The organism is Stenotrophomonas sp. PD6, from assembly GCF_049199305.1.
Taxonomy (GTDB): Bacteria; Pseudomonadota; Gammaproteobacteria; order Xanthomonadales; family Xanthomonadaceae; genus Stenotrophomonas.
The window spans coordinates 292,088-305,033 of sequence record NZ_JBLZQD010000004.1 but is presented as its reverse complement, the minus strand read 5'-3'; the positions used below and the strand labels follow the sequence as shown (position 1 = coordinate 305,033).

The 12,946-nt window shown below is 60.6% G+C and carries 17 protein-coding genes; 2 read left to right on the top strand and 15 right to left on the bottom strand.

Going from position 1 to position 12,946, the window contains the following annotated elements; all coding sequences use genetic code 11:
* Positions 1-183: 183 nt before the first annotated feature.
* Together ACOZHM_RS09100 and ACOZHM_RS09095 are read right to left on the bottom strand one after the other, a co-directional pair.
* A complete protein-coding gene (locus ACOZHM_RS09100) occupies positions 184-801 on the bottom strand; it encodes a hypothetical protein (RefSeq protein ID WP_421568923.1) in 618 nt (205 codons plus the stop codon).
* A gap of 33 nt (positions 802-834) precedes the next feature.
* Entirely contained in the window at positions 835-1,269 is a 435-nt protein-coding gene (locus ACOZHM_RS09095) for a hypothetical protein (protein WP_394161450.1), read from the bottom strand.
* A 996-nt stretch (positions 1,270-2,265) separates the two neighbouring features.
* On the opposite strand from ACOZHM_RS09095, the gene ACOZHM_RS09090 reads away from it, so the two are divergent.
* The gene (locus ACOZHM_RS09090; protein WP_421568922.1) at positions 2,266-3,315 is read left to right on the top strand and encodes an HNH endonuclease; all 1,050 of its coding nucleotides are present in this window, start codon (positions 2,266-2,268) and stop codon (positions 3,313-3,315) included.
* A 129-nt stretch (positions 3,316-3,444) separates the two neighbouring features.
* Here the strand turns inward: ACOZHM_RS09090 and ACOZHM_RS09085 are convergent, their stop codons facing one another.
* The 11 genes from ACOZHM_RS09085 to ACOZHM_RS09035 all read right to left on the bottom strand — a co-directional run bounded on the left by ACOZHM_RS09085 (position 3,445) and on the right by ACOZHM_RS09035 (position 8,603).
* Positions 3,445-3,711 (bottom strand): hypothetical protein, encoded by a 267-nt coding sequence (locus tag ACOZHM_RS09085; RefSeq protein ID WP_421568921.1) that lies wholly within the window; start codon positions 3,709-3,711, stop codon positions 3,445-3,447.
* Complete coding sequence (locus ACOZHM_RS09080) at positions 3,692-4,003, bottom strand: hypothetical protein (protein ID WP_421568920.1); 312 nt, start codon at positions 4,001-4,003, stop codon at positions 3,692-3,694. The genes ACOZHM_RS09085 and ACOZHM_RS09080 overlap by 20 nt, the downstream gene beginning before the upstream one ends.
* Positions 4,004-4,053: 50 nt before the next feature.
* On the bottom strand, positions 4,054-4,395 hold the full coding sequence (locus ACOZHM_RS09075; RefSeq protein WP_407364906.1) for a hypothetical protein: 342 nt from the start codon (positions 4,393-4,395) through the stop codon (positions 4,054-4,056).
* A 90-nt stretch (positions 4,396-4,485) separates the two neighbouring features.
* A complete protein-coding gene (locus ACOZHM_RS09070) occupies positions 4,486-4,704 on the bottom strand; it encodes a hypothetical protein (protein WP_421568919.1) in 219 nt (72 codons plus the stop codon).
* 495 nt (positions 4,705-5,199) lie between these two features.
* Entirely contained in the window at positions 5,200-5,559 is a 360-nt protein-coding gene (locus ACOZHM_RS09065; protein ID WP_407364908.1) for a hypothetical protein, read from the bottom strand.
* Positions 5,546-5,857: a hypothetical protein gene (locus tag ACOZHM_RS09060; protein WP_421568918.1), complete on the bottom strand. Its 312-nt coding sequence runs from the start codon at positions 5,855-5,857 to the stop codon at positions 5,546-5,548. The genes ACOZHM_RS09065 and ACOZHM_RS09060 overlap by 14 nt, the downstream gene beginning before the upstream one ends.
* Before the next feature lie 406 nt (positions 5,858-6,263).
* Positions 6,264-6,842 (bottom strand): hypothetical protein, encoded by a 579-nt coding sequence (locus ACOZHM_RS09055; protein WP_421568917.1) that lies wholly within the window; start codon positions 6,840-6,842, stop codon positions 6,264-6,266.
* Positions 6,839-7,516, bottom strand: coding sequence for a ParA family protein (locus ACOZHM_RS09050; protein ID WP_421100563.1), 678 nt, complete (start codon positions 7,514-7,516; stop codon positions 6,839-6,841). Before ACOZHM_RS09050 ends, ACOZHM_RS09055 begins: the two co-directional genes overlap by 4 nt.
* A gap of 192 nt (positions 7,517-7,708) precedes the next feature.
* On the bottom strand, positions 7,709-8,179 hold the full coding sequence (locus ACOZHM_RS09045) for a hypothetical protein (protein WP_421568916.1): 471 nt from the start codon (positions 8,177-8,179) through the stop codon (positions 7,709-7,711).
* A complete protein-coding gene (locus ACOZHM_RS09040) occupies positions 8,176-8,418 on the bottom strand; it encodes a hypothetical protein (RefSeq protein ID WP_421568915.1) in 243 nt (80 codons plus the stop codon). The genes ACOZHM_RS09045 and ACOZHM_RS09040 overlap by 4 nt, the downstream gene beginning before the upstream one ends.
* Complete coding sequence (locus ACOZHM_RS09035) at positions 8,415-8,603, bottom strand: hypothetical protein (RefSeq protein ID WP_421568914.1); 189 nt, start codon at positions 8,601-8,603, stop codon at positions 8,415-8,417. Before ACOZHM_RS09035 ends, ACOZHM_RS09040 begins: the two co-directional genes overlap by 4 nt.
* A 179-nt stretch (positions 8,604-8,782) precedes the next feature.
* Here ACOZHM_RS09035 and ACOZHM_RS09030 point away from each other — a divergent pair, with 179 nt between their 5' ends.
* Positions 8,783-10,702 (top strand): type 4 pilus major pilin, encoded by a 1,920-nt coding sequence (locus tag ACOZHM_RS09030; protein ID WP_421568913.1) that lies wholly within the window; start codon positions 8,783-8,785, stop codon positions 10,700-10,702.
* 253 nt (positions 10,703-10,955) lie between these two features.
* Here the strand turns inward: ACOZHM_RS09030 and ACOZHM_RS09025 are convergent, their stop codons facing one another.
* Positions 10,956-12,092 carry a restriction endonuclease gene (locus ACOZHM_RS09025; RefSeq protein ID WP_421568912.1) on the bottom strand — a complete coding sequence of 379 codons (1,137 nt, stop codon included), beginning with the start codon at positions 12,090-12,092 and terminating at the stop codon, positions 10,956-10,958.
* 56 nt (positions 12,093-12,148) lie between these two features.
* Positions 12,149-12,844, bottom strand: coding sequence for a DUF6988 family protein (locus ACOZHM_RS09020; protein WP_421568911.1), 696 nt, complete (start codon positions 12,842-12,844; stop codon positions 12,149-12,151).
* Between the last annotated feature and the right edge of the window lie 102 nt (positions 12,845-12,946).

Sequence of the window (12,946 nt, the reverse complement as noted above, 5' to 3'; positions counted from 1 at the left end):
CCTGGCGAAGGAGCGGACCGCTCAGGGCTCGGCGTCCCTGGCATTGCCGGGCCGTCGTCAAACATTTCAGCCAACTCTTGGAGGCGGCGGAGCTCTTCAGGGGATGGGTTGTTGCTCATGGTTCCTCCAGGAGATTGAGAGAGATTTGGACCAGGGGCTCACGCCCCCGGTCCACGGCTGGCATCAACGAACGTCGGGAATCGGCGTGACACGGATCAGGAACGGCTCGCCGTTCTCTCCGCATGCCACTTCGGCCTTGTGGCCTTTCAGGGCACCGCGGCTCTGCAGCTCATCAAAAGGTATCGGACAGACAGCCAGGTCACCGCCTTCGAACCGAACCGTCAGTTGAATGTTCGAACGCTTGATCAGGGCGGCCAGCTTGTCCAAAGTTGCGGACGTCTTCTGGTTGACCGGCGCCATGTCCTCGGGCTTGTAGCGAATGGTCAGTGCGTCCAACGCGTCTGCTTGCCCGTCCTGGGTCTGGATGGTCTTAACGCGGATCTGAGCATCCAAGCCAGCAGCCTTCGCTGCATCTGCCACTTCTTGGGCTTCCTTGACCTGGGCGCGATAGCTGGCAATGCCACCCACTACGGCGGCGGCAGCACATGCCACTGCCGCCTTGTCTTTCTTTCCGGTCAGATAGGCCAGGCCACCGCCGGCCAAGCAACCGATGCCGCCGGCCTTGAACATGCGCAGCTTGTCCGTCCTCTTCTGCGGTTCCGGTTGACGCGACTCCTGGGCAGTCGACAGACCCGGAGCAAGCAGTGCGGCAATGGTGAGCGTGAGTGCGAAACGTTTCATGGATGACCTCCTTTGAGGCAGTGGGGGAAAGTGTTAAGAGCCGCTGGCGTAGCGCTGCCAGTCGGTCGCATCGGGTTTGGAAGGCGCCTTCGCCGCTTCTGGACGGGGCTTGCGCGGGCTTCCTTGGGATGGCTCGGGTGACGACAGGAATTGACTGAAGGCCTGAAGGGTCTTCATCACCAAGTCCTCGTTCGCCTGGACCGCAGCGGCGACTTCAACCCGCATGTCGGCAAGTGCGCTTTCCAACGCGAGGGCATGCCGGGCTTCCGATTCCCGGGCGGCTGCCCGAATCTCGTTGAGCGTGTCTGCCGTATCCAAGCCTTGAAGCACGCCTTGGGTTTTCTCGATGACAGCGAATCGCAGGAACTTGTTGAGCGAAATGCCCTGCTCTTTGGCGCAATACCGGGCGCGTTCCAACTCATCGCTGGCGATGTTGAACGACTTGGTTAGAAGCGACTGGCGAACCACTTACCCTCCTGCAATGAAAACCCATGCACCATGGATTAGCAGAGGATTTGATAAGCGCAAGCGGGCTAACTCGAATAACTTTTGTTTTGCTGGCTTTTCAGCACTTTTCTGGCGAACCTGCCGGCCAAGTTGTTAGCCAAGACAGGAAACAAAGCGCAGCAAGGCTTTACTGGGTGGAAACGCTCAGCGTTTCTAGCCAAGTCGGAACTCACCAGAGGTGCGACTTGTGTATGCCCCACTCTCCCTTCACCCCCGGAAAGCACTTAACGGTGACTAGGGAGACAAATCGGTTTCTCGCAATCGCCCCCCAGTTTTCGCTTCACCGCTCTTGCCCTTCCGATTTCCCCAGGTAGAAGTAAAGGAGAGCCGAAGTCATTTACAACCCGGAGACCCCAATGCCCCTCGCCCCCGCTTCACTCCATCGCCCCAATCCGTTTCACTTTCCCCCTGCAGTTCATCCAGCGCAGCCCCCCTTCACCCTGCTCTCTAACGATCAGCCCCCCGCCTCTTTCCGTATCAGCAACACCGATAGCCCCCATGTCCCCGCCTCCCTGTCACCCTCTATTTCCGTTGAGCGATTCCTTGGGTTTGGCATGGCGCGTGCTGGAGTTCGGACGCGCTGCTCGGGTGTTCGGAAAGCCCTGCCTCCATCCGTTTTAGTCAACTCTGCTCGGGGGTTCGGATGGTCGAGTGCTTGGGTTCCTGCGCTCGGTTCGGGTGCCTGGAGAGCGCTGACCCAATCTGTTTTAGTCAAGCGGGCTGCCCCGGCTCTCGTTCACTGCGCCCCGGCATTCGATCTGCGGTTGGGGGTTGAGTGCTGGCCTGAGAACGGATCAGCGAAGCGGGTTCTTGGTTTGAGATCGGCGGTGACTGGGTTGGTTCAACAGGCTTGGCAAATCGTTTTAGTCGAATCTTTTTCAAGCCCCTGCAACGCCCCTCTTCCTCCGTTTTGCGAACCGCTTGGTGGGTCTGCGTTGAGCGGCTGGGGGACTTCCCATGCTTGAGCTCGCCCCCTTCCTTGATGCCATCGCCCGAGCCGACGCCCCGCTGGAAGGCAAGGCCAATGGGTGGCAACGCAATGCCGTTTTGGCGGAGTTCGGCAACACCTGCGCCTTCTGCTCCGATCCTCTGGACCTGTCGTCTCCCAAGTCTTGGACCGCAGCCGCGTTGGTCCCCGCGCAACTGGGCGGCCCCGCTAACGTGGTAGAGAACTGGGTGCCTGCCTGCCGTCCCTGCACTGCTGCAAAGGGCCTGCGCGATGTCGTGAGCTGGTCTGACCGGCAAGCGTCAGCGGCCCCTAACCGGGTGGCCTTGCTGTTGGCGCGGCGTCGTTCCGCGTTGCTCTACGCAGAGAACCACTTCACCCCTCTATCGCGGCACTCGAAGCGCGAGCGGCTGCTGTCCCACCTGAGCTTTCGTTTCGACAAGCCCCGCTTCCGGGTCTATGCATGGTCCGGTGTGGTGGATGGGGAGAGTGTCGGCCTGGTGGGCTGGAGCACCCGTGCCGGGGATCCGCATGCTGTCGGCGAGGCCCTGCTGGCGTTACGACTGAGGGACGGGGCCGAGGTGTTGGCAGAGGGCCACGTGACCCTTCTACGGCTTCCGGCGGACGCGTTCTTGGGAGCCGTGTGGGCACTGATTGAGGCCCATGGGATCGTCGTTGAGATGGACGTGCCAGGCGGTGGCCCGCTAGATGTGGAGGACTGGCGCGAGTGCTGGCGCCACCGGGCGATGGACCCAGTGACGAATCAAAAGCGGATTCCGATGACTGGTGGGAAGGCGCTGCGTCACGCTCCCCGCTTGCTGTCCACAAACCCGGATTCGGTTCGGCGGTTGGCCCAACTGCAGGCTGCGAAACGGGCGGACAGGTTGGAAGAATCGGAGTTGCGGTATCGAGAAGTGATGGCGAGGAAGTCGAAACACCTAGATCTTGTGAAGCGCGGCCTGGAGCCCCCAATGCCGCTGGGCGAATACAGGGCGTGGGCAGATGAGGTTAGATCACTACAGACTGCCTGGGCGCGTTTGGCAAACGAGAGCCCGGGCTGACGCTCGGCGCGGAATGCGGGCCTATGCAGCAATGACGTATTCGTTGCCCTTGATCTTCTGCAAGTAGGCCCATGTGCCAGACAGCGCCAGGTTCGAGGGGGTTGTTTGCAAGCGGAAGGCGCGATCACGCTAGGCATCGCCCGAGTCGCAGTAGGCGGTGATGAAGTCGTAGCCCTCCTTCCCATGGAAGCGGAACCGATCCCCTTCTACACACTTCAGAAAGGCCTCGGGGAAGCATTCCAGCACCTTGCGCCTCCCGAACTTGACGGTCAGCGTCGGCGGCCCGTCCTCGTCAAACACCACCTCGTATGAGCTTGCCTCGATTTTAAGGAGCTCGGACAGGTGATGGATGGTTCCATAGCCGTCGTTCTCCACCTCACCACACATGATCGCCATGCGAGCCACGGCCGGGAAATGCTCCCAGCGCCAGTTCTGAATCCAGCTCCAAGTCGAGGCTCTCCCCTTTCAGCCGCTCATCAGGGATGCCGTGTGCCTTGAAGGCCTCTTCCGAAGATGGCCCGGCCACCTCCTGGTAGCCGGTATAAATGGCAGCAGGATGCGCGTTGCCGTCCTGCCCCTTATCGACCAGCACGCACATGATGTGAATGATCGGGTCGTCTCGCGTCACGCCAGTTGTGTCGCACTCGACCAAGAGCACGGGAAAATCGATGGGCTTGTTCCTTGCCATGGCTAAAGCATCCCTGACGCATGAGGCGGAAGTCTGTTTAAGCCCACATCTTACAGTTCGCAGGCCTCGGCCTCGCCGTTGGCTTGTTGGTTGAACCATCCCGCATAGGGCGAGTTCTTCACTAGGTGCCGGTTCCAATCCCGATCCCCGTCGGTCCACCACACCGGCCCACGTTCGCCCAATCCCCTCTTCGCGCTGTCCACGGCGCGCCGGGCGGCAACCAGCGCCTCCCCATCCCCTTTGGCCTTCGCTGCTTTGATGGCACGCCGCGCGTCCATCAGTTCGTGGACCAGACGCGCCCTCTCTGGCTCGCTAAGGGCTGGGTTGGTCGTGCGCCAGAGGCGCCCGCGGACGATGAGGTAGCGGCCGTCTGGGGTGGTGAGGTGATCCATGCACGGAGCGTATGGGGTGAGCGGTGACGGGGGAGCAGACAAAAGAAAGGCGGCCCTCTGGCCGCCTCTTTGCCCAGCACCCTATCCGGCTCACTGGCTGATTTCCTCGCAATCCAACGCTTCGGAAACCTCGGCCAGGGTGGCATACCCACGGAGGGTGGATTGGTGTTTACCGTCTGAGAGCTCCCAGCGCGGGGTGGCTTCGCAGTTGTTGGCGGCTTCCATTTTGACGTAGCGACCTGCTTTAGAGAGTTCCAAACCCAAACGGGCGGCGCGGTTTTCGAGGGTTTGGCGACGAGGGTTTTTCATGATGAATCCTTGTTTGTTTACAGGTCTGCCGTATTGCTTCCCCATGAATCCAGGTTACGACAGGCCAGGAAAATGTAAACCGAAAAACCCAACCTTTTCGTGACTAAAACACAAAACTGACGGGCGACCTCAGAAAATACAAAAACCCTGAAACGCCTCACATTTCTTGCAAAGTGCCGGGCCCGGCGGAAGCCGAGGCCCCACCTGCCCTTTTCCCAACGAGCTTTTGCTCCATGCCGCTTTGGACGTTGCTTTTTCTCTTCAAGAGCTCAAAAGAACGCGGCTCGGGACCGCGCCTCTAAAAGCCCCCTTCGGGGAGGGTTAGGAGATGGGCCGGGGCTCCAGCCCCAGCCACCGCGCCACCTTCCCACGACTCCCAAAAATGAGTTCCCAACGAAGGGGCACCTGCCCCATCTTGTCGCAGAATCGCCAGACTACAGGCATAAAAAAGGCGACCCTTGAGCCGCCATTTACCCTCCCCGATTGGTTCCCGCCTCACCGGCTCTGCTCCAGGCACCGGTCCACCAGTTGCCGCATCGCCTCGCCCAACGAGATCCCCGCTTTCCGGGCATCCTCCACCAAGCCCTTGGCCACCTCTTCGGTCACCTTCGGGTCCGGCAAAATCGCGCCGTAGCGCCTCCCATCCGGCCCATGCTGGGCACGGACTCGGGGCTCGAACGGCTCGCGCACCTCGGCATGAGCAGCGACAAGGGACGCCAGGGCGGCGGTGGGCGTAAGCCCCAGCTGGCGTGCCAAGGCTCGAAAAGCGGTTGCTTTGTCAGTGCCGATTCGAACTGTGGGCAACCGGCGCGGGGCCGGCTGCCCTCCGATCTTGTATGAGTCAATCACCGTCATAAGCCAGTTCCGAGATTCGCGCTTCCAGCGCTCGGCTCAGTCGGCCTTTGCTGCGAGAGTCCTGTAGAGCGAGAACGTCGCGCGCATCAGCAAAGTTGCACGCGGCTGCTTCGACGAGATATCGCTCAGCTTCTTCGATCATCCTCCACCCAGTGATCGAGTCTTCGCAATCGACCTGTGGCAGCATGCCAGCGAGCATGTAGGCCGCCTCAGCATGACCGGGCCATAGGGAGTCCGCCAACGGCCGGAGAACGTCCAAAGTGCTGTTGGCCAAGGCGACGCGTTGCTCGCCCGTCATCCCCACGCACTCTCCCTCGAGTAGATGAAGAATGCCTTTGGCCACGTCGAGGTTAGTAGGATACGGATTAGAAGTTCCCATTTTTTTTTACCCTTATGATTCAGGTTAGCGACATTGCCTCCCTATGAATCCAGGCTACGGCAGGGCCGGAAAATGTAAACCGAAAAACCCAACCTTTTTCTGACTAAAACACAAAACTGACGGAAAACCGCAGAAAACTCAAAAACCTGAAACGCCTCACATTTCCAGCCAAGCGCCGGGCCCGGCGGAAGCCGAGGCCCACCCGCCTTCTCCCCACGCCGCTTTTGCTTTTTCTTTGAGCCGCTTTTGACGTTGCCTTTTCCACCTGCAGCCAGCCATAAAAAAGGCGGCCCATGGCCGCCTGCCGTTCACTCCTACCCCAGGGCTACCGTTGTTTCCTCGCCCGCCCCACGATGGCTTTCCGGACCTGCTTCCGCACCGGGTCCAGGTCGTCAGTTGCCGTGGTCACGACGAGGCGACGCTTGCTTTTTTTGAGCTCCTGGCAGGCCCAGGACGCCAGCGCAATGAGCGCGGTGGTGAGAATCGGCTGCTCTTCCCCGGTGACGTCCTGGATCTGCTCGCGGAGCTTCGGCGGCACGGTGACCATCGTTCGCTCAACACGCGCCCCGTTTTCGTCGCGGTAGTCGAACATCGTTGAATCGCGCCCCACCTCCAGGTAGACCCTCTGCCCGGATCGGGTGTATGGCGTCTCCTCGCTGTAGTCGAAGTAAGTCTTGCGCCCTGCGGCGTCCCCGGCCGCCACCATGAGCTCAGCGAGCTGCTTTTTGCTGAACTTCCCCAGGTCTACGAGCGACGCGTAGGTCCGTTCCGGCTTGGCATGAACCACTTTGGCAGCGGCTGCCAAGTTCTTGCGAGCCGGCGTTTTCTTAGCGGCTGCTTTCTTTGCTGGGGTCTTTTTGGGGGCCATGGGGTCAGTCAGGGACAGAGGCGGGACGACCATCATGCCTGCCTCCCAGCACGGGTCAACTTTTTCTGGGTAAGCCGACTTACCCGCTGCTTGCGCAGGTCACTGGACTTCTTTGCTCGACGTTGCGCCGCGCGTTTTATTGCCTTCAGCCTCGACTCTATGGCATCGGACAGTGCAACAAAGTCAGCCTGCGCGGCCTGGGCGCGTTTGCCATCCAATGCAAAAACCGTGGTGCCCCGCTCGTAATAGCTCGAGAGGATCGCTCGATCCCGGATGACGATGGCCTGAGCCAGCAGCGGCTCCTCTGCCAGACGCCGCTTCTGCTCGCCACGGGCGGGGCGGTAACGGTTGGCGACCACCAGGTAGGGCTTACCCTGTTCCGTCAGCAGCGCAACAGTCCGGAGGAACACGGTGTAGCTGGCCGCGTCCAGCGTTGTGACCACAAGGTAAAGGTCGGCGTCCGGCATCTGTTCCTTGATCGGCATGGACGGCGGCATGTCCACAATCTCCACATCGAACAAGCCTGGGCTGGACGCCCGCGCAACAGCGAAGGGGGTTTGGTCAGACAGCGCAGCCCATGCCAGCGCCCCGCACTGGGGATCCTGGTCGTTGACCAGCACGCTTCGACGCTCCGCCAGCCGGGCCGCGAGGTTGAGGGTGGTGCTGGTTCGGCCAATGCCGCCCTTGAACCCGGTGATGACTAGACGCACGACAGCTCCTTTGTGGGTAGGTTGTGCAACACACTACGATGCAAACCTATTCCCGCAAGGGCCGTGCAGCTAGGGGGTTGTAGCCGTGCAGACGTCCTCGGTTCAGCGACGCCTGGGCACGGCGGAAGCCGTGGCCTTCCCCGCCCTTTCTCCCACCTGCTTTTCGGCGGCGAGCAGCCGCCGGCCCTTGCTTCAAGCCCACTCGGCGATGCGCCGTGGGGATTGAACGAACGCCGGGTGGTGTCGGTGGAGTTCGGTGTTCATTCGATCCACGGTATAGCGTGCGAACCAGGCCTCCATTGCAGGGGCAAGAACGCCCTCGCAGACTTCAGCCAGTGTCTTACCATCGGCTACCCGACGCCGTTCGAGCTTCCCGGCATGGTTTCGCCTCACGACGAACCGCTCACCGATCCGCACCAGGGGATTGGCTCCCGCATCCAGAAGCGCTGCAACCATGGCCGCATACCGCCCTGCTTGGTGTCGGTCCGACTTGAGCACGTTGGCATACATGACCGCGGCCACCGCCAAAGGGGTAATGCCCGGATCACCGGCCACGCCGGCATCTACGTCTGGTGTGCCCCTGAGCGCGTGCAGCCAACCATAGAAGGCCATCGAGTCGTTCGTTTGAATGGCACGGATGAGGTTTTCCGTTGAGGCGCTCATTGCCCCCCTCCCAAGATTCCGACGAGCACCAGGGCTGCCAAGACGTAGACAGGCACCAACGTCACGCGCCACCACTCCGCCGAGACGGCCTGAAGAACGCTGCTATGCCGACGTTGGGCCGGTAGTTGGTAGAACCGAACCAATGCACGCCCGGCGTCAAGGGGGTTGGCAACCATATCCCGGTAGAACACCGCAGCGCTCAGGATGCCGACTAACAGCAAAGCCAAGTTCAAGTTCATGCGAAGCGCTCCTCTTCCTTTTTCCAGCGTCGCTCACGGCGGGCCCGGGTGGCAAGGCGCTGGATTCGGCGGTGCTTGTCGGCTAGTTGGTTCAACCCGTTGGTGCGATCCAGGAGCTGCGGGGCTGTGTGGAGCTGGAAATGCGCCAGGTCATTGCTGGCGGTATAGGTGGGATGAATCTTCATGCTTGGGCTCTCTTTTGTTGGTTTTGTGAGTAGGTCGGCTTACCCATTAAACCGCTCCTACATCTTGATCCAACCACAAGTTCAATCCTTGTCAACCCATTGATTTGAAAGCTATTTGACTAAAATCCAAAAACGCCCAAGGGCTTGTCAAAACGCGGTTCTGTCGCATGCTGAAGTGAATGACACCGCATGCCCGCCCAAACCCACGTTCGCCCGCTCCAGGCTTTGCCCTGGCCGAGTTGCTGCTGGCCTTGGGAGCTGCCGCGGCCATGGGCGCAGCGGCGTTGTTCTTTTATCCCCGTGTCCAAACCCGAGTGCATGTGGCAACGGACGTTGAGAACCTCCGCGCGATGGCGAGCGCCATTGATCGTTCTTACGGCGTTGTGGGCACGTTTCGAAACGTAAGTGCCTCTAGCGTGGTGGAGGACAACTTGGCGCCTTCCGACTTCCGAAAGGGATCGCATGGGTCGGCGCTGAGCAACGCATGGGGCGGTCCCATTTCCATCACTCCCTCCACGGTTCACCGCTTTGGAGACAGCTTCACCGTGGCGTTCTCCGGCGTGCCCCGCCGGGCTTGCGTGCCGTTCCTCAGTGCGGTGGCGGGGGACGCCTACGTTCAGGATGTGCGAGTGGACGGGACGTCGGCGAAATGGAACACGGCAGGCCAGCTGGATGTGCCCACATTGGCCGCGGCCTGCCAGGAGAGCGGGAACATGTTGGAGGTGGTGTATTACTCGGGGTTGGCAAGCGGTGGCTCCGTTGCCACTGTCATTGACCCGGCTGGACCCGTGCCGTCTCCCTTCCTTGATGCACCAACGACCCCAACGGGAGCCGTGGCATCCGCGCCTTCGGTGGACGATGCACTACCAGGCACCCCTGTCGCTCCCTCCCCCGGAGTGCCGCCCCCCGCCATTCCGGCTGGCCCTGCCCTACCGCCGGCCGCAGCGATTCCGTTCGTGCCGCAGCCCTCGCCCATCGGCCTTCCCTCCCCGCTGCCGCCAGCCTTGGTGCCTTGCAAGCAGGCAGAAACCCAAGCGCAGACGGGCACGTGCCCGGCAGGGACGTGGGGAACGGAAACGCTTCGGACCCGCACCGTCTGTCCAAATGGCGGCGTTGACCCCAACACCGACGACGCGTGGGAACATCCCGAAGCTTGGGCACGTGCTGTCGAAGTTGTAAAGACGATTGCCAGCAGCTGCGAGGCTTGCCCCAGTATCCAGCGGCAAACGCAGGCCCAGTGGGTCACCCGCACGGGGTCATGCCCTTCGGGGACGACTGGGAATGTGTCGCGGGAATGGGAGCAGGTCCGTTCGCGGGATATCACCTACGCCTGCCCCGCCGGTCGCACCACGGCACCAGTGCCCAACGTCGGTGGATGGTCGGCCTGGTCGGATACCGGCGACCAGCGCAACGCGGTCAACACGTGCGTGTCCACGGCCCCCCGCTGCAGCGATGGCAGCTTGCAGGTGGCGGCGTGGTATTCCTCCGATTACGTGGACCTCCCGCTCCCTTCGGGTTCCTCAGCGATTCAATATTGGTATCCCGATGCGGTGGTTCGTCTGACTCCAGCGGAGACAGCACGGCTGCAATGGGCATTGAACAACGTGCCGGTGACCCGCGTGGAGACCCCTGCCCCGATGCCTGGCAACTGGCCGGCAAACGTCAGCGAGACAGCGAGCTACGCGGAGCAGTGCAACGCATTGGGAGACGTGGGGAACATCAACTACGCCTACTCATATGACTTCGAGTGCGTGTCCAACATGGGCATGCACTACTGCGACTACAACTGGACGGGTGGCGGCACGTCGCTGGCCGTGTGCCGCCAAGCCTGCGCTTCCGACTTGGTAGGGAGGACGAACAACCCCTACCACTGGGCGTGGACTGAGTCGTCCGTGGTTTCCGCCACTCCCGCCGCAACCTGCACGGGGCAGCCCGGCTGCACCCCCAACGGCAGTTATGGGAGCCAAGTCGGTATGCCGGCGTGCAATGAGAGCAATGTGGGCCAAGCCATCGCTTACCGCTGGTATCGGCAGTTCTACAATCCACCAAGGATCGGAATGCAAGAGTTTAGTATCACTTGCCTAGGGCCTAAACCGTAATCCTCTACCACTTGGTGATTGCCTATCTGGCCCAGTTTGTGACGCCTGAAAGCACAAACATGAGCCCTCGCCCCTGGGCCAGGCATTCGCGTCCAAACGTCAGTGGACTGGTGCGAGGGCGATGCCACGTCCACGTTTTTCCGTTGAGAATTTCTGCAGCAGCACCCCGGCTGCTCGTAGAGCAGCCAAGGCTTCAGCCTCAAGTGACACCGATATCTTGGTTTGGTGCGGTCCTTACCCTGCTTCTTCGCCTTCAATCCCAAGTGTCATACCAGAGTGGTTGACCATCCCATGGCGTGTAGTAGTTGCCATGTCCCCAGTAGTAAGCATTGTCACCCGTCCCCTTTTTGATCGCACGGAACACTGGTCCTCCTGGCATCCCATCGATCAACTGGCCTGTCAAGACAGGCATCTTCGCTCCTCTCATCGCATCGCCGGCAATGAGCTCGGAGGGAAGGTTTGCGAGAAGCGCCCCAGTCGCGTTCTCCTTCAGCACCACGCAAAAGGATGCTCTTTCTCTGCATGCAACCAAGCGGCCGTAGGCATGCCCCTCTCGGACGGAGTGGAGCAGTGGTAGCAGGGACTTCAACGCCAGCGCGTGAGCTTTCTCCCTAAGTGCTATCTGACTTGCTTCGTGGCACCACGCCTGAAGATCGCTTTTGTCCGCAAGCGTCAGCACTTTTTCCCGTGATGCCCAGTCGCTTGTGCCTGGCAGGTATCGGGAAGTGGTGATGAACAGCCCATTGGCCTGTTCCCTTCGAGAATGCGCCTCAAGGGCGGCAACGGCTTCTAGACCGATGGGGTTGCTTTCGGCGTAACGCTTTGCCTGGATAAGTGTGAGGCTGTCACCGAGTGGGGATTCAAGCCAGACTCGAACATCCACTCCCCCATCGCCCGTTCCAGGGCCAATGCGCGTTTTCCATCCTCGTGCAGCAAAAATGCTGCTGATCAACTCTTCGAAGGCCCGATGGGGCAAACGGTGAAAGTCCTCGGGGCGCTCCGCAAAGTAGGCGTAAATGTCCCCTGACACGTCTGCTGTATCTGCTTCAATCAGACGGCAAGTCCACTTCCACCGTGCCCGTCGGTCGAACTCACGCTGGCGTTCCGACTCGTCGTTGATCAAGTAGTAGTGAGCGATGCAAGAGTCTTGCAGCTCAATGAAAACACCAATTCGCTCCAGTTCTTCGTAGAGCTCGTTGATCTCTACGCATCCTTCGTTGAGGCTTCGGCCCACACCACCGTCCGAATACAACAAAGCAATAGGAACCCCCTCCCCTGGCTCCGAGTCGTGGTGTTCTAACGGCTCTTTATGCCCGGTGTCCTGCCAGAGATCGTGTTTGCGCCCCCAGCGCTCGGTAATGGCTTGCGCTTGAGCAATCAGTGCTTCCAAGTGCACATCTGGGTGCGAGTCATCTGGCTTCAATGTTCCGTCACTTTTCATACCCTTCAGCCTTCCGCTAATAGTGGAGCTCTGGGTAGACCGTGGGGTTGATGCAGAATCGGCTGGGCATCGAACGTCACGCGAAACTCCTCAGCCAGCTCATCTCGCCTAGCGAAGCCATAGGCAAATAGATTTGGGTTGGGTGTCAAAACGGTCTCCAAGCAACCGGCAAGCACACAAAAGAGATCGGCGCGAATCAGACCCAACATCACCTCGCCCTCCTCCCACCCAGTCCCAACGCGGCGATTCAGCTGCGGCGTTCCTCCGTGGGTGTATTTGTGGAGCCACTTTGCTGGCCCACCGGGCTTCAAGGCGTCTATCAAGCCCTGGATGGGCGGGAACGTAGGAACCAAATCCCTAGCCATCTCACCGAGCATGGGAACGTCTTGGACCGGATTGTCCTGCCGGTTTTGTGCTAGGCCATGGATCCTTTCAAGCGGCGCGACGTAGACGAACCAGAACCCTATCGTGGAAGCCTCAAGAATGGGTCGGAGCAGCGCCCCAGCCGAACCGTATTCACCGGCTTCAACAAGCCGGATGAACGCCGAATGGTGCTCCAGTGCCAGGTCGATGGCACACCGGGCAAGGTCCACACGGAGAGACACGGCAGGGGTTGGCGGAAGCAACGCACGAAAGCGGTCGTTCTGCTTCCGCGACTCGGCGCAACGGTTGTTGATGACGTGGAGTGATTCGGCGTCCATTTCGCGCTTCCGTTGTGGTCACCCTCCCAAGTTTGCCACGCGAACGGTAGTCGGAGTCACTTCACCGGGCGCTTGTAGATCTCTGACATCTGCTGCTTGATT